Here is a 22502-nt window from a genome sequence, read left to right as displayed (position 1 = left end):
ATATCTAGGAAAACTTGCGTATCAAGGCTCATTCGTTAGTAGTAAATAAGTAGTAAATTGATGTGTTTGTTTCCTTGAAAATGCTGATAGATACTGTGTTTTAGCGGATAATCAGATTTTTATTGTGTTTTTATATAAAAAAGACAAAAAATTGGCTTCGTTGTAGCTTTTCGCGCAAAATGCAAAATGTTTTCGCGTCATTTGCAAAAACCTATTTTAAAAACAGAAAAAGGACGTTTTAAAGGGCTGTAAAATACCCTCCAAAACGTCCTTTTTCTACTGCTTTTTCTTCGGCTTTCGGTTTCCATGCTCTTCAACAATCAGATCTTTTCCCGTGATTTTGTGCTGATTCGGTACATATTCAATTAGATCTGAAATATCGCACTCTAATACTTCACAAATCTTGTCAACGTGATCCAGGTTTATACGGGTTACGAATTCGTGATACCATTCGTTGATTGTACTTGGCCGGATTCCAGTGGCTTCTGCAAGATCTTTCTGCGTCCACCTTTTTTCTCCAAGAAGCCGTGATAAATGAATTTTAATCATGATATCCATGCCCCTTTGCTGGTTATTCTAGCACGAGGGCACTCTTTAAAAGTCATTTTGTTATATTATAACGAAATACGTTATTTTTCGTAATTCCTGATTATCAATTCCTTGAATTGCGAAGTTTTCGTCTTACCCGCCAGGCTGTTATTCCGGCTTATTTCTTCGATATTGTAACCCTTATACAGTTCTCTGACGTAAGTATCATCATTATAAGATAAGATAAAACGGCCTTTGATACTGCTTAAAACGGCTTTTAAACGCTCATGATCCGCTTCGGTGAAGCTTCCCTCATAATATTTTTCCGTCCCATGATAAGGCGGATCAAGATAAAAGAGTGCCCCTGGTCTATCATAAACCCGAATCAGGTTTTCAAAGTCCTTGTTCTCGATTACAACACCCTGAAGCCTCTTTTGAATGAGGGGAAGGTACTCGATAGCATTAGCAAGGTTCTTTTTATTCGTTCCGAAGGTTCTGCGATCTGAACCAAAGCTCACCTTTATAATATGAAAAAACCGCGCCGCTCTCTGGATATCCGTAAGTCCCTGACTGTCAAGCTGGCTCTTGCTGTCAAAGAACTGTTCCCGCGATATAGTCAGCCATTCCAGCTCTCTCTGCAGTTCTCCGCAATGATACTTGATGCACCGATATAAGTTTATCAAGTTGCTGTCGCGGTCGTTGAATACCTCCAGTTCTTTTCCCTGCTCTTTTTCAAAAAGAACCCATCCAGCTCCACCAAAAACTTCCACATACCGTGTAAAGCCTTCTTCTGGAAACCTTTTTACAATCTCTTTTCTCAGTAATTTCTTTCCACCGATCCATGCAATAAAACTATTCATTATGTCCTCCTGATTTCAATTTTAAGGGGCATGAAATCAGGATGCTCCGGGAGCTCGTACTCCCAGAGCCTTCATTTATCTAACGTTTTAAATACGCACTGCTACAGAAGCCCGTGTAAGCTACTCCCTTCACAGTAGTCTTTACATAATACCATGGCTTTCCGTTGTACAGGCTGTAATATCCATAACAGGAGACCGCTGCTCCCTTCGGAATTGTAACCAGAATATCTTTTGTTGTACCGGCTCCCGCTCTCAAATTCAGATCTGCCGTGGTTTTATAGGTTCCACTGATAGATACATCCTTTTTCTGAGCTGCTTCAACTTTTTTATTCTGGCTGCTCTTGGAGCCATTGTCCAGAACAACCACAGTGTGGCCTTTCGTCTTTGTGACCAGGATATCTCCTCGTAACAAATAGTCTGAAGCTTTGCAATACTCATCTTTTTCCAGGATATCAAACTGGCCAGTCTGCCTCAGTGCTGCCACCTCATTCGCTGTGCTGAAACTATTCACATGAATTCCAGCATAAAGCACACAGCAACGTACCAATTCAGAGCAGTCTGTTTCCACGGCTGTATTTACCTTGGAAAGATCGTAATCATATGGCTTCGCTGCAGCCGTTGCCGTTCCTCTGTGGCCCTGGCAATAACCGATATTGTCATTCTGGCAGGCAGCTTCCATGTTTTTAGCGATTGCCTCCCGGACTGCAGGTGCCTTCGCCCTAATAACGATCCAGCCCTTTGAATGCAGATACCAGAGCTGCGTTGACACCTCTCTGCCGGTCTGATCGCCCGCCTTGCCACCATTTACTCCACCATTTTCATTGCTTCTTGCGCTTCCAACTCTTACTCCCATGTTGACTACACCTCCACATCATCCGTTGCTTCAATCACAATTCCTGCATTTTCCTGAATCTTCATCTGTTTTACTGCGGCTTCAATCAGGATCTCAATCTGCGTGTCCGAAAGTGCGATGTTCTTCTCCTGAAGAAGCTCTTTTAAAAACTGCGTAACGATGGCTTTTTTCTCTTTTCCATCAGTGGCTTTCATGGTCTGCTGGGCCATTAAAACCGCTTTATACGCCCACTGAGCCACCAGGTTCAACTTCTCGGAATCAGCCTTGCTTTTTACCCAGGGAAGTACATATCTGGTTAATACCAGCACCGCCACCATCACCAAAATCTTTAAACCTTCAAAGCAAATATCACTCATTCTCCGTTTCCTCCATGCTTTCTTTTTTGTCTGTCTCCCTATCCTCCAGTTCATACTGTCTGGAAAGGTGTCTGTCTTTCGTTGTTTTGATCCAGCCCATTACTCCGCATTCTCCGCCACATACACTAAACACGCAGGTACATAAGGTATCCGGAATTCCTCCTGTTCTTATGTAAATAGCAATCATCACAATCACAAAAACAAGTAAAAATATCGCCAGGATTACGAGGATCACATCCATGGTTTTCCACTTCTCTTTTTGCATGATCTTCCTCCAATTAAAAAGGCACATCGGAAATATCCGATGCACCTGTTTTTACCTTATTATTTCTCTGTGAGCTTCATCCATATAGGGAAGTTCTCTGCAGCCGTATTCAGCTACGTTCATTTCTTGATCAATAGAATCCAGCTTCTCCCGATAATAATTCTTTACTTCTTCGGAAACCTGGTTCATATGTTCCAGATCTGTTACCAGCTCCCGGAGGAGATCTGCCTGCTTGGTTGTCACATCGCAAAGCGTGTCTATAATATGAAGCAGAGTCATGTTTCTTCTCCCTTCCTATCATTCCTGTTTTTCCGCTTCAATAGCCGCTTTCACCTTTTCACGGAAGGCCGCCGGTACGCTGTCAATGGTTCTGATTCCAGCTTTAACTAAAGTCACATAAAGTTCTAACATATTACACGCCTCCATTCTCTTTTTCATACAGATCTGCAATGGCCTGCATGATGACTAACTGATTTTTTTCTGTTTCAATAAGTTTTTCATAGATATCTGCCTGAGCGGCCATGGAAGTCAGCATATTTTTATTGCTGTTTTCCTGCTCCAGGGCTGAAAAATATTCTTCTTTTGTAAGAATCCTGTACTCGCATGAATAACCCTTATCAACTTCTCCGTTCCCGTCTTTTCTTTCATACGGAGTGATATTGCGCCTCTGAATGTAAGTGCCTTTTCCAAGCTCCTGAAAGGTTTCAGGCTGTTCTCTGCAGAGTTCCTTTTTCCATTCCTGCATGACGATTTACCTCCCTTGTCATCTTTGAAATAATCCGTTTGATTTTACGGACGTTTACCAATTCCTTAATATGTATCAAATACCAGTCATACGTTTCTGAATGTGTGATCCACCCCAGCAACGATACAAAACCACGGCAAAGCCCCAGCGGAAACCGCTGGCCGTTTTCTTCCTTTTTATGCAATTTTCGGGCTATGCGCTCTACATGAAGTAATATGCGCTTCCGGATCAACACTTTTGACCGGTAAAACAGCCAGCCCATGGCCGACACGCAGCGCCCCGTTTTCTTCCCATTTTTCTTGGTGTATTCAAATCGGAACACCTGCCAGTCACTCTTCATGCGTAGTCTCATCTTTCCAAGCACCTGCCGAATGTAAAGCAGTGCCTGGTGCAGCTTCTTTTTGTTATCATCAGCCAGCGTATAATTATCCATATACCGGACATGATGTGCTATTTTCAGCTTACATTTAATGTCATAATCCAGTTCCTGGAGCATGAAATTCGCAAGCCATTGAGAAAGATAGAAACCTAAAGGCATTTCTTTAGGAAAATATGTCATGCAGACATCAATCAGATGTAGGAAAAAGTTATCTTTAACTCTACGCTCTAATTTTTTCCGAACAATTTTATACTGAATATGGCTATAAAAATGTCGGATATCTGCCTGTGCAAAGTTCCTGATTCCCTTTCCACTTTCGATCCAACGTCTGATAGCTCGCTGCCCCTTCAGGGAACCCCTTCCGGGAAACGATGAGAAGCTCATCGGATAACTGCTTCCCGCTATGATCGGCTCCAGGATCATTACAATAACATGCTGAATCCAGAGTTCCACCATAGTCGGTACATAAACAACCCTCGTCTTTCCAAACTCTTTAATAATTACCGGGTTATGCTTTACTGGCTTAAATCGTTTTTGGGGATCAGTCTGCCATCCATCCGGTTTCGTATTCAGGATAATTTCCTGGATTTTCTTAACCCAGGCATCCAGATTTTCCTCCGCCATTTGAAAGTCTTTTCTCTTGGTTTTCCCTTTTCTCATACTTTTAAAAGCCTTTTTAATCACATCTTCCCGGCAGGCCAGCCGATACAGGTATCTATAACTTTTCTTTTTCTTCCAGGGAATCCCGGTCACCTTTTCAATATCGTATTTCAATATACGCATGATCTTCTATCTCCTCGCCGCTTTCGGACATTTCCTGCTACTTGCAGCTCCTGACCGGAACTATTTCCACTCACCAAAACCCATAAGGGCGGATATAACGATGTTTCAATCGTCTGCGGTGTAGGATTACCGGGAACATTTTGGTTGTCGTTCTAAAATTGATAGAAAAAGGACGCGCCGTAGTTCCACCAGGCGTTAGCAGCCACATTGTTCAGTGTGCGGGCCCAGAGGCCGTCATTAAGACCGTCATTGCAATTGCCGAACCGTAGCGAAACCGCCGGAAAGGGTGTTCCGGTAACCCCTAAAATTCGTTTATTCCCTGCAAGGGCATCGGGGGAAATCCCCCGAACCCCCTATTTTCTTTATGGGGGAAGACCCCCATACCCCCTAACAGCAGCTCACGCTGCTGCAGGTGCTGGAAGAAGTAAGGACGCGCCGAAGAACCACCAGGCGTCAGCAGCCACATTGAGCAGCGTGCGGGCCCAGAGGCCGTCAGCAAGACCGTCAAGGCAATGGCCGAACCGTAGCGAAACCGCCGTGATTGTGGCGTTTACCCAAGTATGATCACAATAGCCAGTTGCCGAAGTTCCCTCAATTTCCTCTGACGGAATCGCTCCAAAACCTTTGACTACGTGCATGGTCGCATTGTAATGGTTTGCTGTCACGTTGCAGCCTGTATCCAGATACCCGTCTCCACTCAGATTGTAGGTATAATCTGTAGATACCTTAATTCTTCCATTGACCGCGACCATATACGGATCACGCTGCCAAAGCATATAACTGCCCAGAACAGCGCTATGAAAAATCTTATTGAAAGACTTATTATCATCTGATCCATAAAACCGGCCGCCTCCAACTACCTTGTTGATCTGAGTTCCATAATGCTGGGCTTTATCCTCTACATAGCTGGAGCACATTCCGCTTCCAAAAGAACTTTGTGAATCTGTGCTTCGCGTAAGCATTACACAAATATCTGCTAACGTATTTGTAAGCGGGCCGCCGAAGAATAACCCGCTTGCACTCGTTTTCAAAATCGCTGTGTTCTGCTCTGTAGTGCCTATTGCGGTTCCTGATGAATTATCAGAAGAGCTTCCTGAAGCAGTCAGGCAGCTCCACTGACCTGCAATGCTTCTCATCCTTCCGTTTCCATCAATAGAGCCATAGAACATGGGAATGAGCATGTAGTCCCTAACTTTTCCTTTGACATTAAAACCAACCGGCTGGAAATCCGGATCAACCTGCCGCTCGCAGAAGTATACATAACGATCTGAACCGACCTTATATTCCTTTTTGTAGATCTTCTTAATGACCGCCATTGCATTTCCTGCAAAATTTGCATTTGATACATCTGAAGCTGTTCCGTCTGCTTTCTTCGTATAATCATCCGGATTCAGATAATATTTGATTTCTCCATCCCACCCACACATAACCGGCACATTCGCTTTTAACCAGCTCCAATCCGCCCAGGAGCCATAATCCATGGCATGAGTAGCCATATTCATGGACATAGGCTTAAAGTCCTTGTTAGCGCCCAAGTATTCTACACGGGTAGCTGGATTCAGATCTGATGCTTCGTGAATAACCATTCCATAGATCGGTGCGTCAGTCGGGATCAGGTTCCGGATCAGCTTCTCTGTCTGCTCCTTCACTTCCAAAAGGGTTTCCTGCTCCGCAATAAAAACCTTATTTTCCGTCATTTTTTCCCTCATTTCCAGCATAATATAACACGATGCGTCATATTTTTGCTTATTTTGTTATTTTATAACGTATCCCGTTATCATATAACGGAATCCGTTATTCTCCAGTGCCATCAGCTTCTTCCGAAGGAAGCTGAACATAATAAAGATGACCATTTTCCATCCCCAGACGGATCTTCGCTCCGTTTTTGTCATCCTCATAAATTTTGGCATCCACCTGCAGTGCCTTGTCATTTTCAAGTAACTGCTGATAGCGTTCGTTAAACCGGTCTGCATGTGCAGGAGTTGATGTTGTAAGAGCCTCCATCTGGAGGTTCAATGTAGGATTGTTCTTGATTGGTAAGTTAGCCATTGTGTTCCTCCCTTAAAACGTGTCCTTAATCCAGAAGGTCATCGCAAGATCCGCATCCTTGCCTTTAGCTGAAAACCGCTTAATATTAACGATATCACCATTAGCATCATACAAGCCGATCTCGCTGATCTCTTTGCCCGCCAGCTCCTCTTCGGTCAGCGTACATTCATACTTGCATTCTGTATCGCTGACCATTGTATAGCCGTCATACTTCTTTCTGAGAAGTTCATTTCCGAGGGTGCTGTCTGTTTCCGAAAGAGGAATAATGTTCCCGCTTTCATCCACACCGCCATCACCGAAAACAAAACCCACGATTTTCGGGAGCTGGATCTCTCCGGCCCTGGCTCTAACCATATTTTTTCTTGCTGTCACTGTGATGATCTGATTCTGTGTCATGTCAATTCCTCCTCACGCCTCTCAGCGTCCAATATTCTCTTTCCGTTCAAATTCTGGCTGCCATCCAGGAACCATAAATCCTTATCCAGCCGAACACGATAGTCATTTTCCTCTTTATTTTCTATCATTCCAAAGTCAAAGTGTTGTCCGTACTCATGTGGGTGTCTCAGAATTTCAAGAAGAACAGAACCATCTAATTTCCACGCACCGTTTAGTGTTGGAACTTGCCAGAACTGGGATTCAAAGCCCATGGATACCATGCCGACAGTGTTCTCATCTTGGCAGATTGCTGTCATAAATCTGGCTGCCTCCGTGAAATCCTCATGAAGTTCTATTTCTCCAATTTCATAGGTTAAGCCGTATTCATCTGCCTTACGGACTGCATCAAGATTGTATGTACCGTCCAGCAACCAGGCTCCATTCAATGTCCGAACCGGCCAAAACTGCGCTTCATAACCCAGTGCCATTCCTGTCACGGTATATTTTTCCGGGCTAATATAGCCACTCTCTATCAGTAAAATCACACGATATCTTAAATGTGCTGGCAGCCATTTGTCCAAAAATACCCGGATGTCTTTCATATCAACACCCACAATTTTGCTTACATCCAGCGTTATCGTTGCCAGGAGCTTGTCCGCATCTGCCTCTACTGTTGTATCAGCTCCTGTTCGGGCATCCAGTTTTTCCTTCAACCAAGCCTCATTGACCAGCTCCTCATGGAGTAGCGCCGCCGCCCCATACATTTCATCAATAATTCTTTCTATCTCAGCCAGGATTATATCTTCCACATTCAGAAGGTCTTCCATTTGCCTCATCTTTCGCACTCTGGCCGGAAGCATCTGTTCACTATTCAGTGACACTGATAATCACTCCCTTCAGAGAAAAGAATTTGTTATAATCTGCCGTGATAGAATCCTTTTTTCCATTTATTGTTAAGTCCACCACCTCGGAGACACCACTCACCGCGCTGATGATATTGCTGACTTTAAAGAAGTTCAGGGAGATCACTCCGCTCTGGAAAGCAATTTCCAGAAAATGTGCCTGAACATCTGTCTGAATCTGGCTTTTAACCGTTTCCTCCGTGTATCCGGCTGTTTTGTGAATCTCGCATACAATGGTTACATCAATACTCTCCGCTGCAGATACCACCGGGTTAGCCCCCACAGGCCGCTTCGTATTGATATACTCCTGCACAATCCGGATTTCTTCTTCCGTAGGTGCCTGGGCCGTTGTGGAAACAATGGCGATATATACGTTTCCTGTTCCGTCTCTTGGACTGGAAACTTTTGCATTTCCCGCCACCCTTTTGCCCTGGGCATTGGTTGCTTCCTTGGCCCATTTCACATAATGTTTTTCATTTCCACTGGTTCCCATGTCACTTCCTTGAGCAGCCAGTTCATCCTGCAGGGGAGCAATGAGCATCGCATTAAATCGGGCCAGTTCTTCAGATACCGCCTGCAGGTTATCCATTGTAAAGCTTCCCTCTATCCTGGAATCTTCATTTTTGAGGCTTCCTTTCATCCTGGCCAGAATTCCATCTGCCGTAAAATCCATTTATACATTCACCCCTTCCATTCGGATCGGTACCGTTTCTTTCCCATAAATGCTGGTACAGTCAAATGTTACTTTCATCCCCCAGCTACTGGTCTCAAAATTAAAATTTTCCAGTTTCTTGATATATGGATTTACCATTAACGCTTCGGTAATATAACGCTTCATTTCTGACTTTACTATTTCTCCGTTCATGGAGTGTCCAATGAGCTGATCCTCATATTCTTCTCCGAAGGCCGGAGAATAAGCTACGTGTCGGAACCGGGCTGTTGTAAGTGTCTTAAATATCCAGATCCGGAGTGCAGCATTTCCTTCCACCAGATAAGTGCAGCCATTTTCATCCAGAAGCAGTTCATTTCTCGCATAATCATACGCATATTCTTTCAGTAATGGTAAATCAGTTACTTTTTTCGTATCTGTAACCCCAGACGCATCAATAAATGGAAAAATGCTCATCCTGCCACCGCCCTTCCAGCTATATAAAAGCCGCTTCCTGTCATGACAACCACCACCGTATCACCTTTCTTGATTACATATTTTTCATGGAATTCTTTCAAAAATTCATATGCTGCAGCCGGTTCAAACGGTGTTTCAAAGGGCTTTAAAATCTCATCACCGCCATCCGATGCCGCTACCGTCAAGGCCGGATTGATGTAAATGCCAGCAGATACTGTCTGCCCCTGCAGTTGAATAGACAAAGGCTTCACACTGATCACATCAGCCAGGAATGTTCCATCTACGCTTGCCTGAACCCCGCCACCGGAGTTTATATCCGCAGCTCCGCCACCGGATATACGTTCTTCAATTGCGTGAACCATTCGCACGATGTTATGATCTGTCATGTCAGTCCCTCCTACTTACTTTTCTTATTGTTTGTGTCCTTCTCGATTTCCTCCTCATCCATCAGATTTTCAAAAGCCAGGGTAAGATCCATTTGCGCTTTTCCATTGGTAAAGGTATGAGTATCGCTTTCTATGTAAAACTGTCCATACAGTCCAGAAACTTCATCCTGGACAATAATGGAATAGCCAGAGACCGCCCTGAAATCATTCGGTACTCCAGATACAGATCCAGAATTTTCTACAGAAACCAGTGCTTTTTGTGCTTCTGCTGAAATATCTTCTTTATCGCTCTGTTTCATAACTTTCTGAACCAGGCCATATTTTTGAATGGACTCTGCATCCTCTATCACCTTGATCTGATTTCCTTTACTGTTGGTGATAATTACACGGTTTACCAGGTTCTGCAGAGTGCTTTTATACTCTGTATCAATTAGGTTGTAATCTCCGGTCATCACAGCTCCACACAACGTCCCCTTTTCAATCACACAAAGCTGATTGATATTTTTAATCAGAGGAATGTATTTTGTACCATTCTTTCTGGCTGCTACTGTATAGGCCATCATGATTGCCTTATATGCCTTTTTTCCAAAACACGGTGATTTCACTACAACTCCATTGGTCGGAGCCAGTTCTCCGCAGGGAATATCCAGTTTCTGGCAGATCTGTGTGACAATACTTTCTGGTGTCCCAGAAAAGACCATATTCACATCAGACTGGTTCACGTAAAACAAAAGATCATATGCCAGATAACTTACAGTTTTAGAGCTGCCTTTTTTATCCGCATCAAATATAATCCCGCCGAAAATATTATTTCCTTCATTATCCTGCATGATAATTTCATCCCCAATGTCAATGGACACATTCGGGAATAGAGTATCTTTTTTGTTCTGTGCGATAGTGAAATTGATTTTTCTGGACACCTGGGAAGTATCACCAGACCAAGTGATCTTTTCAATTAGCTGGCTGATATCCTTTCCTCCTGTCAGTAATTTCATTCCTTCCACCGCCTTTATGCAGGAATCGAAAGCACAGTACCCGGATAAATCCAATGCCCGTTCCCGGAACTGCTTTTTCCATGGCTCTTGGCTGCCGCTTCAATCGTTCCGCTATTTGCACCATATATCTTCGTATACTGTGCCCCATTCCCATAATATTTCTTTGCAATTCCCCACAAAGTATCTCCGCTAACCACCGTATGGCTTCCACCTGCGCTGGTATTGGGCCGATCTGTAAGGCCATTGTCTCTGACTTTTGGCATTATATTTACCGTTGGGACGTTCAAAGTAACGTACTCTGAAAAAGACATGGTATAATAAATATCCTCGTCCCCTTCATTTACAGAATAATTCAGTTCATCCATCAGCATTGCCAGATTGATATCCATGTCCGTTACAATAACGCGAACTACCTTTTTCGATGTTTTCCACTCATCCAGCATGGTGATGTAACCTTTCGGTGTATCTTCGGCCAAGTCACTGAACGGAGAATTCTCTGACGGGAAAAAGCTGGAAAACTTTGTGCGCTTCAGCCCACGGTCTCCTGCCAGATTGACTTCTCCCATTTCCAACAAAGTTATCGTCTGATTTAACTGTTTTGACGTAAATTCCACCGTTTTAGGGTTAATCGGGAGCTCGATGACTTCGCTCCGATTATCCACGCTTAGTTCAATGATCCTCTCTTTCATAAGCTCCCTCCTATCCCATATTTACAATTACTTCTACAAATTTCTTTGCTACTTTATCAGCCATCTCATCAATATCATCCTCTGACCGGACATTGATGGTATCTGCAAGTTTGGCAATCTGGACTGTGATGCTTCCGAGGAATCCTCTTGCGCCACCGGACGAAGTGCTGCCCGGTACCTCCATGCCGCCCCTGCTTTCCCTGATCCGGTCGATCAGAGCCGAAAGATGCTGGTCAATATTTGTTAAAATGCCGATAACAGAGGACATTCCTCCGCCGTTTCCGGAGGATGCTGCCATGCTTCCCTGCACTACGCCACCGAATGCATTGCTGGTCAGAGACACACTTTCCTTGTTTGGAAGTATCCTGGAACCTCTCGGCAGATTTACAAGTTCTGGGCCTTCCTCACCTACCCAAGTAAGTCCACCACGCCAGTTGTTGTCTCCAGCCGCATTCTTTCCAACGTTTCCTGATCTGCTGCCTCCAGAGCCTGCAATCTTGGCTCCTGTGCTGCTGATCCAGTCCGCCACCTTACCGATAGCTGAGCCGATTCCTTCCACGATAGGCTGAACCACGCTCCAGACGCTCTCCAAGATACTCTGAATTCCTGGGAATACGCGCTGTACCACGCTGAAGACAAGCTCGAATACACTAATGCACAAATCCATAATAGGTGAGATCACGCTCCAGGCTGTGGTCAATACAGAACCGATTGCCGGGCCAGCTACTGCGATAACTTCCTGGATGAAGCCCATCCGCTCTCCGATGAAGCCGATCACAGAACTTACTTTCTCACCAATGCCATCGAATATTGTACTGAAAACAGGGGCAAGCGCCACAACAGCCACACCGATAGCCGACACCAGCCCCGCGATAACCGGCGATGCCTGAGAGATCAGGCCACTGATACCAGAAACCACACTTGAAATCACCGGGAGTATTACTGGAAGCATAGTTGAAACAGTGTTCACAATGCTTCCAATTGCTGGGGCACTGGCTACTGCAGCCTGACCAAGGGAATTTGTTATGCTCTTTCCGAAAGATACAAGTTCCGGTATAGCCGCTGAAAACTTGGAACCCAGGTTTCCGATACCATCAAACGCCTGGTTGACTGCGCCGCTCATAGAAGATGGCAGTGCGCTCACAATTCCGTCTTTCAGACCCTTGACGATTTCTCCACCAGATTCTTTAATCTTCGGAGCAGCCGCCTTTATACCTGTTTTCACAGCTCCAGGAAGCGCTTTTACGACTCGTCCAACCATCGGAACCGCATTCTTGAACAGGAACGTGCTGGCCGTCTCCACTACAGAGCCCATAGCGCCTTCTACATCACCGCCACTCGCCATAAAGCCAAGCAGATTTTTAACTGCGGACTTCATGGCTCCGAAAGATCCGCTGAATGTGGTCGATGCTTCTCTCGCTGTGGTTCCTGTAACATCCAGTTTTTCCTGGATCACATGGATCGCGTTATACACATCCGCCAGATTATCCAGGTTATACTTAACTCCAGAAATTTTCCCAGCATCCTTTAACAGACGCTCCATTTCCGACTTCGTACCACCGTAACCAAGTTTCAGGTTATCCAGCATGGTGTAGTTCTGCTTGGCAAAGCCCTGATAAGCGTTCTGGATAGAGCCTATGTCGGTACCGAATTTATTCGCGTTATCTGCCATATCCACCATGGCCTGATCCGCCACTGTGGCCGCTTTTGCCGTATCACCCTTTAAACTGTTCAGCAGCGAAGCTGAAAAGCTGGTGACCTGCTCCATATAATCATTTGCTGATAATCCCGCTGTTTCAAAGGCTTTGTCCGCATTCGCTTTGACTGTATCCGCATCATCCTTGAATAAGGTCTCGACACCGCCACGGCTCTGCTCCAGCTTCGCACCTTCGCTTACTGATGCTCCCACCACTGCAGTAGTGGCCGTGGCCGCTGCGATTGCAACCGGTATAACAACCTTGGTTCCCAGTTCTTTCATTTTTCCGCTGATAGCAGAAATTCCTTTGCCGGTAGCATCCTTGATCTTCACTACCGGCTCGGCAACCTTTTTCCCAAGATCTTTTACACGGCTTTCTACCGCTTTAACTTTCGTTGTGGCCATGTCCTTTACAGCCATGGCCGTCACTACTTTTTTCCGGAGCGGTTCCATTTTGGACTTCAAGCTATTCAGTGCCTTGGTTGCCGGAGTTGCATCCAGCTTTGCCTGGTACTTTTCCTTCCAGGTTTTCTCCATCTCCTCACGGGTTTTCTTAACATCCTCCCGGAAAGAAGTTTGTTCTTTCTTTATGATCCGGAGAGTTGCCGTGACATTATCCTTAATGCTGATACTTCCTATCACACTCATTTGTCACTTGCACCCCCGTTCCCTTCAAAAGCAAACAGCTTTCTTCTTTCCTCTATGGCCGTCTCCATGGAAGCAAAATAAAAGAGCCTTTCCTCCAGGCTCAGATTCAGGATATATTCAGGTGTGATTCCCTTCTGCAGATAAAAGTGCAGGAAATAGGTTTCTCCGTCTCGGCTTATGAGTTTTTTAATTCTTCAACCACAGTGACCTTCTTATTTCCGAGTACACCGGAAAGCTTCATGATCTCTGTAGCGATTTCTGTTATCTCGCTCATTTCAAAGATATTCACCACTTCCGGATATGTCTGGATCAGCCCCTGATTCATCATCTCCTGTGCGACTTCTTTTAAGTTCGGTTCCACAACGGCCAGATAAATCGTATATTTATCTGCCGCATTCGGATCGTTTTCATCTTCGATTTCCGTACACTCTACGATTTCCGGATAATCCAGGTTGCGGATTTTAATATTTTCATCCAGGCTCGGAATATGTAATGTGCGGTATTTTCTGACCTTTTTCTCCTGAAAGCGCTTGATCGCCTTGTTAGTAAAACTCTTAAATACCTCGCTCTTATCTTTATCCATGACTGTTTCCTCCTCTTATGCTGCAATCTGATCCAGATTCTGCAGATCAGACGGTGTGAAGCCGATGCTGGTTTCTTCCTCGACAATTCCGCCTTTTTCCCAGTTGACCACCGGAAGTTCATTGTGCCATACATTGTTAGCTGACCAGCGCTCTGTCTGCCCATTCACGGCATCTGGATCTTTCAGCTTTGCAATAATCTGGCAGCGCACATCCTTGCCTTTCTTCCAGCTTTCCAGGATTGCTTTTGCCCTGGTATAAACTTTTTTTACGGTATAGGAGCCTTCGCCCTTTAACCCGGTAATCTTAGAGTCCACATCAATACCGATCTGGACATCTTCACGATTGGCTGTTACCTTTAACTCGATCTTAGAAAATTCAAAGATTTTCTCTCCATCAATCCAAAGCTCTCCCCAGGTACCGGAAAGAGTTTTGTTGCCTCTGATACTCTCTGCCATTGTCATTCCCTCCTTACATGTTTACTGTCATTTTCAGATCTTCCATGGCATCCACAAATTTCACGTTACTGGTCACAAAGACCTTACTTCCTGTATTTGCTTCAGCCACCGCCGTATCATCCATTTCTGATGTGTCGGTGCCCCGTCCTTCCAGATAATTTCTCTGGGCATCTACATCTACAGATACGGTATTGTCATAACTGCGATCCAGGACATCCCCAAGAAGCTCCTTATGGTAAGAGCTGATGGCTGCCACAAACATCTGCTTGTTGTCATAGTCATTGATGACTTTGCCCACATAATACTTTTCAAATGTATCCCGGATATCATCCATGTAGAGATCCATGCCCTCCACGATCTTGATCTTCCGAAAATCTTCCGTTTTGGTGGCAGTAAAGGAAGTCAGGCTGTTCACACCGCGCCCAATCTTATACTGGCTGCCATCAAAGGTAAGGATCAGTTCGCCTGCATCGATCCGCTCATTCGGATCATCCGGCACTTCTGCCGAAGAAACATCGTTCAGAACATAAAAGGTACTGCTTCTGGAAAGAGACAGTCCAGCAAGGATTCCTGCGATCCGCGCACAGTATTCCGCTGCAGTATGCTTTTTCCCGGTAACAGACGAAGTAATGTTCTCTGTGGTAAAGTTGATAATTCCCTCATGATCTCCCGCATAATGGGGAAGAATCACCTTGAAGGTCTTCTTTTCATCATTGCGGTACTGCTTGATCCAGGCTCCGATCATCGTGGTATCTGCCGCCTTAATTCCAGGTATGCACAGATAATTCCATTTTAAGTCCTTTAACTTCTTCAGAACCGCGTTGTAGCTTTCTACATTGGTGGCCACTCTCATGGCGATCACTTTTGAAGGTGCCCCCTCATAGATCAGCTTCAGATAATTGTAGTTATCCTCCGTCCACTGAGTGAAATCCACATCATCCACTTTGTTGTAAACATTCTGTTCTTCACCTTCCGTGTCATCGTTCAAAATAACCGCCACAATTCCTCTGGCACTGCGCTCAATGGCACTGATACCCTTGGACTGGAAGATAAAGTTAAAATTCGGTAATCCCAGGCCCATGTTTACTCACTCTCCTTTTTCAGTGATACTCCCAGCTCCTCCATCCGGTCATTTGCAACCTTCTGTTCTTCGGAGTGCCGGAAATTGATAGTAAAAATGTAGTGGAGAACGTGATCCACTACATTGATGTCCGCATTCCCGATGGTGATCTTCCTATCACCAAACGAAAGCACCGGACGAATGGCTGCGTCAATTTCAGCAGCTTTAATGAGATAAGCATTATTGCTTTCGCCCTTCTCATGATAGGTAACATCCACCATGACGCTCATGTCCGTGTAAATTCCATCCACAGTTACAGGACTTCCTGGCTTCAAATCCACAAAATACCAGGTTTTAGGCTGTTCCACTCCATGGGCCGGGTCTGTACTTTTGATCTCTTCAAAAAAGACATCTGTGTCCGGATCTATCTTCTTTAAGGCCCAGATCAGCGCGTCTTTTATCTGCAATACTGGATTTTCCATCATTTCTCCTTAAACCAAATCATGCGTATTTAAAAAATCAGTCAACCAGGCCCGCAGGTAATCTGGAAGCTTCCGATCCATTTCCTGCAGAGACACCTCCAACATATGAGCGCCTTTTTTAAAGCCGCCGCCCTTCATGCGATGCCCATACTCCACAGGCTCCGCATATTCCACATTGTTGTAAATCTCAATATAGTAAGTGTCTCCCCGTTTTTCGATAGTTCCCAAGTTCCAGGCATTCCGCAAATGTCCAGTCTGAACCGGAGTCAGTTCTTTTGCTCTTCCAAGTGTCCGCTCCGCAATGTCAATGACCATTTGCTTAAATTCTTCCGGATATTGCTGATCTATAACCTGGGCCAGGTTCTTTTCCCACTCATCCAATCCGTCAAAGGTATATTCGGTACTCATCAGACCACCGGATCATCCAGACGAACTGGAACATTATTGTGGGACGGCTGCCGTTCAGCAGCTCCAGCCAGAGCTTCTATAACTTTTCCAAGCCGGGAAATTACCAGGAAATCATTTTCCAGGATGTCGATCTCCGGCCTTACAAAAAGGCTGTAGGAAGTATCTACAGATGCCGTGGAGCTGCTCTGGGCCAACGCTCCGCCGCTGTGGGAAGATAGCGCACATGGAACATCCTGATACATCATCTTCCCTTCCGTACCGCTTTTAAAAACACTTTCACCAGATGGTAAAGTATCTTTAAAAGGTCGGTAAACGGTCACTGTATCCCAGTAGGTCTCTGCCAGAATATCAGCTTCCTGCATGGTTATCCTTTGGCAAGCGCATTTTCTTATAGTGGTTTAAGGATGTCTCATAATTCTTCATGAAGTCCACCGTGGCGCTCCTGGAAGCGCTTGGATCGCGGTAAGAAATCGTTGTGTCTCCACGGGTGACGGATGATGTTTCTTTTCCTGTGGAGACCAGCAGATCTGCCTTTAACATATCCTCGGCAATCTGGGCTGCAGTTCCTTCCAGGCGTTCCGGAAGATCTTCTCTGCAGCAGTAAATCAGGATCTTATCTACCGCCCGGCGCACATATCTCCTTGCGGAGCTTTCTTCCGTTTCTGCCATTTTCATGTTATCCATGACTTCGGCTACAATCCTGTTTTCCTGTTCACTTGCCATGCAGTCCCTCCTACTTTTTCCTTGCTGTCTGGCTTTTCTCAGCAGTTTCCTGGTTCTGTTTCAGGGCCACTTCAAGCTGATCTTTCGTGCCGTCCAGTTCCTGTTTCAGAGTGGCATTTTCTTTCAGGGCCACCTCAAGCTGGTCTTTCGCACCGTCCAGTTCCTGTTTCAGCGCAGCGTTCTGGCTTCTGGCCGCCGCCAGTTCCTCCTTCAGTTCCTTTTCCGCTGCAGGTGCTTCGTTTTCCAGAGTCGCTTTCTTTGCGGCCCCTTCTCTGACAAATCCCTGGCTTTCCAATGCCAGCGCTACAACTTCAGACTCTGTCTGTTTTACTACATTGTCACGTCTTAAAGTAATCATCCCGTATCTCCTCCTATGACAGTTCTTCCTTTACGTTGGTAAAGCAGGTCTTGATCTGCTGATCCGGAATCCAGATATCATGGTACTTGCGGTAATCCATCGCGTAAGCTCTTGCCTTCTGGTTTGTCTCCGGATCAAAGATTCTCATCTTATCTGTCTTAGACACCGCAACAGGGGCTTTTCTCGGTGTGATGATCCAGTTAATGTTCTTGCTGGATGCCGTTGCTGCAAATCCACCATCTTCCTGTCCGCTGGTTTTTCCATCTTTGAACAGATATTCAGTCTTCATTCTCTCTGAACCAACCGAAATCAGTGGATGCTGTCCATCCAGGCTCCTAACCTTAAAGCTTACATCTCCCTGCTTAAAATCTGTTACATCCAGTTTTTTGGACAGCTTATCACTCATGGAGAGGATCGCTGCCACCATGCGGCTGATGGTAATTACCAGCGGAGTATTATCTCCAACGATTTCCTGAACCGTTGCAATGTCGTAGTAAAGTTTCTGCAGAATGGTATCCTCCGCCGGTACATATCCGCCAGATGCTGTCTTTGCCTTGATGCAGGCCGCCGCGATCGTGCTGTAACGGTAAGCATCAATCTCCGGGATCACTTTGGTTCTCTGGAATTCTCCCATTACAGTAGCCGCAGTCAGTGCAAAGTTGGTCTCATCTACGGCATTCTCATCAAAGCTGAAGGAACGTCCTCTGTCCTGGGTCATTGTTTTGGTCTGGTACTTGAAGTTTACTCCACCGGCTACAAAACCGTTCTGTCGATCATAATCAGCCAGGCCGTCCATGGAAAGCTCCGGGATCTTGACCTCTGATCCTCCGTTATATTTCACCAGGCTGGAATTGACTTCCATCCATCCGGAAGTAGCCTGCTCTACTGCGGTCTTATCCAGTTCACTCTGAATGACCGCTGCTGTCTGAATTGTATTTACGCTCATGTCTCATATCCTCCTTATAATCCTCTGATGTTTCTTGCAATCTGATCTCTTAACATATTTTCTGCGCTTGCCGCATTGCCAAGGCCCGCCGGAGTCTTTCCGCGAAGTCTGGATTCCACCGCTGCCTGAAGGCTTCCCTTGAAGGTATCTGTTAATTTTGACAGACTCTTTTCCATGGCCTCCTCACTGGTATAATCCAGCAGTTCAGCCAGGCCGACCGGATAACCATCTTTTTCCAGGGATGCCGTTGCCTTTTTCTGCAGATCACTCTTTAAGAGCTTCGCCTGCAGTTCTGCGATCTGCTCGTCTTTCTTTTTCTGTTCCTCGGCAGCCTTTTCCTCCGGGCTTAACTTGGCCTGTCTCTTTGCTTCTTCTGCCTGAGCTTCCCAGTCCTGCTTTGCTTTTTCAATGGCTGCATCCATATCTGCCTGGCTGAAGGATTTCTCCTCCGTTTTACCTGCAGGCGGCTCTGTTCCTTTTTCAGCAGCCTTTTCTTCTGCTCCAGGTTCCTTTTTCTCCTGCTTGGCACCGAAAAGACCGTCAAGAAATTCCTTAAAGGCAGATGCTTTCTCCTGGTTTCCGGTTTCCGCACCTGCGGCCTGTCCCGCCGCTCCCGTAGATGTTCCTGCCGATGTAGTTGCTGCGGTTTCAGTTGTCTGAGTGCTAGTGGTCATTTCTCCATCCATTTTCATGTCCTCCTTGAATTTTTGTATAACAAAAACACCCTCTAACGCTGGTTAAAAGGTGTTTAAGCTCCATTTAAATGTAATTTTTTGTAATTTAATAGGCACCCCTTCGGGTGCCCATCATGCTTTCTTTTTCTGCATATCTCTGCAAAAATCCTCTTTGTAGTTGTTTGTTCCCAGAGCCGATTGCCTTATAACCGCTCCCGGTATCCCATCCGGATATGTATCACATTTTGCATAGCCATGATATCTGGTGCATGAGTTACAGGCGCTGTCAAATGCCTTTGGTGCTTCCCACCACCGTCTATCAGAATATGGTTTCTTTTCCATTACAACTCCTCCATGTAGATTGTATGTCCATCAACTCTGGTAACAATAAATGATGAGCCACGCTCAAAAAGAATTTCCTTCTCTGTCGAATTGTACTTTCGTATATCTCGACCATTCTTTGACTGAATTACATACTGTATTTGGAAACTATCATCATATACCTCGGTTGAAGATGATAAATACTCATTAAAGATCTTCAGTTCTCCCGGAACATAAGATTCAACAAACTCATCCACATCCAGAATTCCGAAATCTGAAAGCGACCGTTTTACCGTTCCCTCATACTTCGGCATCTTCTGAAGTGCGGAATCCATTGCCTTTATGTACTGTTCTTCCTGCTTCGTCAGTTTTTCTCCCCTGCGGAGCTTGTCATTCCAAACGTAAGAAGAACTGCTTATGTAACTATTCATAGCATGTTGCTCCGCGTCTGTCAACGGTTCCGCAGGCTCTTTTGCCTTTTCTTTTACATAGCGTTTTTTCCATTCTTCAAACTTTGGATTGTCTTTCAATTGGTTAGCGCCGTCCTTCAGTGCAAACATATCAATCCGTGGCTTTGCTCTGGTAGTACATTTACAGTTCGGGTGAATCGGTGGCAGATTGACTCCCGCCTCGGCCTCAGATAACTTAAATGCCTGACCATTTAAAGCCTGGCATATCTCACAGCCACCTCCCAAGAAAATGTATTCCTCAATTCCAAGCTCCTGATAGGACTGTATCTGGCCTTGATTAGAAAAGTAACTGCTTTCTGTTCTCACCAGGCGCTCCGCATTTTTACGCCCCCGGTGCATCACATCATCTATGGATTTTGCCATTTTCTGGACGCTGGCCCCGGACATGAAGCCCATGGTCAGTTCCCTTCTGGCAAGAGCCGCCAGCTTATCCGTATCCTCCCACAGCGCCTGGGAATAATTTTTGCCTGACCACGGAAACTCCAGAATACGCTTCAGCATCTTCTCATCAACCTTCGCCACCGTAAAGCCTACTCCCATGATGCTCTGAATATCATAGCAGCTACGGTAATAATTGGTTTTAAACATATCGCCAAGAAGATCTGTCAGCTTTGTTTCTGTATCCCCGGCCAGGTTTATCATCTGCAGATAAATCTGCGAAAGAAGCTGCTCTTTTCTGCTGATCCTGGACTTGGCAGACAGCGTATTTAACTCCAGCAGCGTCCTGGAATCCGTCTGGGCCTCAGCCACATACTTATCCATGCTCTTTCTCCAGCGGCTGTATTCCTCGCCGGACAGGAGCTTTTCCGCTTCCGCGTTATCCAGTTTGTTATCCTGGGCATACTTCTGGAACATGGCATTGATCTCATTTTCCAGTTGGTTGGCCGTCTCATCATAAAGGTCCATGATATCCCTGGCATAGGTGTCGGTTTCCTTGGCATTTCTCAGAACCCTTTCCTTGGCCCGTTCAATCCATTCATTCCGTTCTTTCTGACTCATCTACGCCCTCCGCAGCCTTTCCGGCAGTCATGCCGTTCTGCTGGCTCTCAAATGCTTTGGCAAAATTCTCATAGGTGCCGAATTCGTCAACATCCTTGGTTTTTTCTTCCTCCAGCTTTTCCATCTCATCATGGACGTTTTCCACCCATGGCAGCATCTGCAGCCTTGACTCCGTGGAAAGCAGTCCGGAGAGCTGCGTTGCGATCTGTGTCAGTTCCAGATTGTTTTCCGGTTTGTTCCTGCGGAATTTCGGAGTGATGTCCTTATAATCATAATGGCCACCCTTAATATTCAGGATATTGGTAATCAGCTCGATCCGGCGCTGCAGCCCCTTTTTGAACTTCCGCTCTTTCATGGCACATAACTGTTCCAAGCCCCAGAGCTTATAAGCGATTGCTACTCCAGAAAGGTTCCCGCCAAACGACTCATCACACAAATGTGGAACATGGGACATGGTATGGATATCCTCCCGCAGCCGGTTCTTAAAATTCTCCATTGCGGTATCATCCACCTGCTTCAGCAGCCACTGGACATCTCCTCCATCATCCAGAATGATCGCACCCTTTTCCTTCATGTCCCGAACATCATCACTGCTCACATCTCCCAGCTTCAGGATCTTTAAAATAGCATCATCGTTGTACTGGAAGTAATTCGCCGTATTGCTCTGGGCCTTATTGTAGGCATCAATCTCCGTGATAACGCCCTCAAAATCTCCCCGGCGCTCCTCATTATTGATGTACTCCACAAAGGGGACATCCTGCCAGTAATGATCTTCAATCGCCTCCAGGTTCAAGTACCCGTTATTGAATGACCGGAACCGGAGAACCTGGTACGCATTCCAGAACTCCACCTTCAAGATCACATTCTTATCTTTATCGACAGACCGGACGCTCCTGATCGCCGCCATAGGCTGGGCATGGCCGCTGTCACTCTCATAAATCATAATCAGATCAGACGGTGCCACCTTTGCAAAACGGATCTGCGCGTCCTCATCAAGATATAGCATTTCAAAGCAGCTCCCACAGATGCTGCACTGTTTAGCCAGCTCCATGTTATGATCCTGCTCATCGTTATAATCAAAAATATCCTGCACCGTCTGCAGATAAGCATCATCCTGGGAGTTATAGACAACCGGCTGCCCAACAAAATAACTGGTTGCCGTATCCGTGATGTACTTCGCCATGTTATTAACCAGACGGTTGTTCGGTGCTGTACTGTCTTTCTTGGTCTCTGAAAGAATTCGGTGCTGCCCCACGTAGTAATCAGTCAACATCCCATATTTCAGATCCATCAGGTTTTCATCTATGATCTCCCGAATATCTTTTTCTGTCAGGCTTTCTGCAGAAGCCCTGTCCATATAAATAACCGGCATAATATACCGCCTCCT

The 22502-nt window shown here is 45.5% G+C and carries 32 protein-coding genes; all 32 read right to left on the bottom strand.

What is annotated here, in order from left to right:
* Window positions 1-276: 276 nt before the first annotated feature.
* Window positions 277-549, bottom strand: a complete 273-nt coding sequence (locus tag GPK90_RS14505) for a helix-turn-helix domain-containing protein (RefSeq protein ID WP_009297016.1) — start codon at window positions 547-549, stop codon at window positions 277-279.
* A gap of 80 nt (window positions 550-629) precedes the next feature.
* Window positions 630-1388: a DNA adenine methylase gene (locus GPK90_RS14500; RefSeq protein ID WP_009297017.1), complete on the bottom strand. Its 759-nt coding sequence runs from the start codon at window positions 1386-1388 to the stop codon at window positions 630-632.
* A 79-nt stretch (window positions 1389-1467) separates the two neighbouring features.
* Window positions 1468-2241 carry an SH3 domain-containing protein gene (locus GPK90_RS14495; RefSeq protein ID WP_100931862.1) on the bottom strand — a complete coding sequence of 258 codons (774 nt, stop codon included), beginning with the start codon at window positions 2239-2241 and terminating at the stop codon, window positions 1468-1470.
* A 5-nt stretch (window positions 2242-2246) separates the two neighbouring features.
* The gene (locus GPK90_RS14490) at window positions 2247-2597 is read right to left on the bottom strand and encodes a phage holin (protein WP_100931863.1); all 351 of its coding nucleotides are present in this window, start codon (window positions 2595-2597) and stop codon (window positions 2247-2249) included.
* On the bottom strand, window positions 2590-2862 hold the full coding sequence (locus tag GPK90_RS14485) for a hypothetical protein (RefSeq protein ID WP_009297020.1): 273 nt from the start codon (window positions 2860-2862) through the stop codon (window positions 2590-2592). Before GPK90_RS14485 ends, GPK90_RS14490 begins: the two co-directional genes overlap by 8 nt.
* Before the next feature lie 51 nt (window positions 2863-2913).
* Window positions 2914-3141, bottom strand: coding sequence for a hypothetical protein (locus GPK90_RS14480; protein ID WP_009297021.1), 228 nt, complete (start codon window positions 3139-3141; stop codon window positions 2914-2916).
* A gap of 18 nt (window positions 3142-3159) precedes the next feature.
* The gene (locus tag GPK90_RS19170) at window positions 3160-3273 is read right to left on the bottom strand and encodes a CD1375 family protein (protein WP_252197489.1); all 114 of its coding nucleotides are present in this window, start codon (window positions 3271-3273) and stop codon (window positions 3160-3162) included.
* Window position 3274: 1 nt separating this feature from the next.
* Window positions 3275-3607: a hypothetical protein gene (locus GPK90_RS14475; protein WP_215703306.1), complete on the bottom strand. Its 333-nt coding sequence runs from the start codon at window positions 3605-3607 to the stop codon at window positions 3275-3277.
* On the bottom strand, window positions 3567-4760 hold the full coding sequence (locus tag GPK90_RS14470) for an RNA-directed DNA polymerase (RefSeq protein ID WP_215703305.1): 1194 nt from the start codon (window positions 4758-4760) through the stop codon (window positions 3567-3569). The genes GPK90_RS14475 and GPK90_RS14470 overlap by 41 nt, the downstream gene beginning before the upstream one ends.
* 407 nt (window positions 4761-5167) lie before the next feature.
* Window positions 5168-6466 carry a hypothetical protein gene (locus tag GPK90_RS14465; protein WP_215703304.1) on the bottom strand — a complete coding sequence of 433 codons (1299 nt, stop codon included), beginning with the start codon at window positions 6464-6466 and terminating at the stop codon, window positions 5168-5170.
* Between the two features lie 97 nt (window positions 6467-6563).
* Window positions 6564-6818: a hypothetical protein gene (locus GPK90_RS14460; RefSeq protein WP_009297026.1), complete on the bottom strand. Its 255-nt coding sequence runs from the start codon at window positions 6816-6818 to the stop codon at window positions 6564-6566.
* 12 nt (window positions 6819-6830) lie between these two features.
* On the bottom strand, window positions 6831-7214 hold the full coding sequence (locus GPK90_RS14455; RefSeq protein ID WP_009297027.1) for a hypothetical protein: 384 nt from the start codon (window positions 7212-7214) through the stop codon (window positions 6831-6833).
* Complete coding sequence (locus GPK90_RS14450; protein WP_215703303.1) at window positions 7211-8020, bottom strand: hypothetical protein; 810 nt, start codon at window positions 8018-8020, stop codon at window positions 7211-7213. Before GPK90_RS14450 ends, GPK90_RS14455 begins: the two co-directional genes overlap by 4 nt.
* 40 nt (window positions 8021-8060) lie before the next feature.
* The gene (locus GPK90_RS14445; protein WP_009297029.1) at window positions 8061-8768 is read right to left on the bottom strand and encodes a baseplate J/gp47 family protein; all 708 of its coding nucleotides are present in this window, start codon (window positions 8766-8768) and stop codon (window positions 8061-8063) included.
* Entirely contained in the window at window positions 8769-9221 is a 453-nt protein-coding gene (locus GPK90_RS14440; RefSeq protein ID WP_215703302.1) for a DUF2634 domain-containing protein, read from the bottom strand. It lies immediately after the preceding gene.
* Window positions 9218-9607 (bottom strand): hypothetical protein, encoded by a 390-nt coding sequence (locus tag GPK90_RS14435; RefSeq protein ID WP_009297031.1) that lies wholly within the window; start codon window positions 9605-9607, stop codon window positions 9218-9220. Before GPK90_RS14435 ends, GPK90_RS14440 begins: the two co-directional genes overlap by 4 nt.
* An 11-nt stretch (window positions 9608-9618) precedes the next feature.
* Window positions 9619-10602, bottom strand: a complete 984-nt coding sequence (locus GPK90_RS14430; RefSeq protein WP_215703301.1) for an XkdQ/YqbQ family protein — start codon at window positions 10600-10602, stop codon at window positions 9619-9621.
* Between the two features lie 14 nt (window positions 10603-10616).
* Window positions 10617-11291, bottom strand: coding sequence for a LysM peptidoglycan-binding domain-containing protein (locus GPK90_RS14425; RefSeq protein WP_215703300.1), 675 nt, complete (start codon window positions 11289-11291; stop codon window positions 10617-10619).
* Window positions 11292-11301: 10 nt separating this feature from the next.
* Entirely contained in the window at window positions 11302-13635 is a 2334-nt protein-coding gene (locus GPK90_RS14420; protein ID WP_100931874.1) for a phage tail protein, read from the bottom strand.
* Window positions 13636-13810: 175 nt separating this feature from the next.
* Window positions 13811-14218, bottom strand: a complete 408-nt coding sequence (locus GPK90_RS14415) for a hypothetical protein (protein WP_009297035.1) — start codon at window positions 14216-14218, stop codon at window positions 13811-13813.
* Window positions 14219-14233: 15 nt separating this feature from the next.
* Window positions 14234-14674: a phage tail tube protein gene (locus tag GPK90_RS14410; protein ID WP_009297036.1), complete on the bottom strand. Its 441-nt coding sequence runs from the start codon at window positions 14672-14674 to the stop codon at window positions 14234-14236.
* Window positions 14675-14687: 13 nt separating this feature from the next.
* Window positions 14688-15755, bottom strand: coding sequence for a phage tail sheath C-terminal domain-containing protein (locus tag GPK90_RS14405; protein ID WP_009297037.1), 1068 nt, complete (start codon window positions 15753-15755; stop codon window positions 14688-14690).
* A 2-nt stretch (window positions 15756-15757) separates the two neighbouring features.
* Window positions 15758-16219, bottom strand: a complete 462-nt coding sequence (locus tag GPK90_RS14400) for a phage tail terminator family protein (protein ID WP_215703299.1) — start codon at window positions 16217-16219, stop codon at window positions 15758-15760.
* A gap of 6 nt (window positions 16220-16225) precedes the next feature.
* Entirely contained in the window at window positions 16226-16624 is a 399-nt protein-coding gene (locus GPK90_RS14395; RefSeq protein ID WP_009297039.1) for an HK97 gp10 family phage protein, read from the bottom strand.
* Window positions 16624-16869: a hypothetical protein gene (locus tag GPK90_RS14390; protein WP_252197487.1), complete on the bottom strand. Its 246-nt coding sequence runs from the start codon at window positions 16867-16869 to the stop codon at window positions 16624-16626. The genes GPK90_RS14395 and GPK90_RS14390 overlap by 1 nt, the downstream gene beginning before the upstream one ends.
* Before the next feature lie 103 nt (window positions 16870-16972).
* Window positions 16973-17347: a head-tail connector protein gene (locus GPK90_RS14385; RefSeq protein WP_009297041.1), complete on the bottom strand. Its 375-nt coding sequence runs from the start codon at window positions 17345-17347 to the stop codon at window positions 16973-16975.
* Window positions 17348-17357: 10 nt separating this feature from the next.
* Window positions 17358-17705: a hypothetical protein gene (locus GPK90_RS14380; RefSeq protein ID WP_100931880.1), complete on the bottom strand. Its 348-nt coding sequence runs from the start codon at window positions 17703-17705 to the stop codon at window positions 17358-17360.
* Between the two features lie 13 nt (window positions 17706-17718).
* Window positions 17719-18651: a hypothetical protein gene (locus tag GPK90_RS14375; protein ID WP_215703298.1), complete on the bottom strand. Its 933-nt coding sequence runs from the start codon at window positions 18649-18651 to the stop codon at window positions 17719-17721.
* Between the two features lie 14 nt (window positions 18652-18665).
* Window positions 18666-19337, bottom strand: coding sequence for a capsid assembly scaffolding protein Gp46 family protein (locus tag GPK90_RS14370; RefSeq protein WP_009297044.1), 672 nt, complete (start codon window positions 19335-19337; stop codon window positions 18666-18668).
* A gap of 120 nt (window positions 19338-19457) precedes the next feature.
* Window positions 19458-19667 carry a hypothetical protein gene (locus GPK90_RS14365; protein ID WP_009297045.1) on the bottom strand — a complete coding sequence of 70 codons (210 nt, stop codon included), beginning with the start codon at window positions 19665-19667 and terminating at the stop codon, window positions 19458-19460.
* The gene (locus tag GPK90_RS14360) at window positions 19667-21115 is read right to left on the bottom strand and encodes a minor capsid protein (protein WP_009297046.1); all 1449 of its coding nucleotides are present in this window, start codon (window positions 21113-21115) and stop codon (window positions 19667-19669) included. Before GPK90_RS14360 ends, GPK90_RS14365 begins: the two co-directional genes overlap by 1 nt.
* Window positions 21093-22487, bottom strand: coding sequence for a phage portal protein (locus GPK90_RS14355; RefSeq protein ID WP_009297047.1), 1395 nt, complete (start codon window positions 22485-22487; stop codon window positions 21093-21095). Before GPK90_RS14355 ends, GPK90_RS14360 begins: the two co-directional genes overlap by 23 nt.
* Window positions 22488-22502 lie beyond the last annotated feature (15 nt).

Origin of the sequence: Clostridium sp. MCC344, assembly GCF_018785365.1 — a bacterium.
Lineage (GTDB): Bacteria > Bacillota > Clostridia > Lachnospirales > Lachnospiraceae > Pilosibacter.
This window is presented reverse-complemented; position numbering and strand designations above follow the sequence as displayed.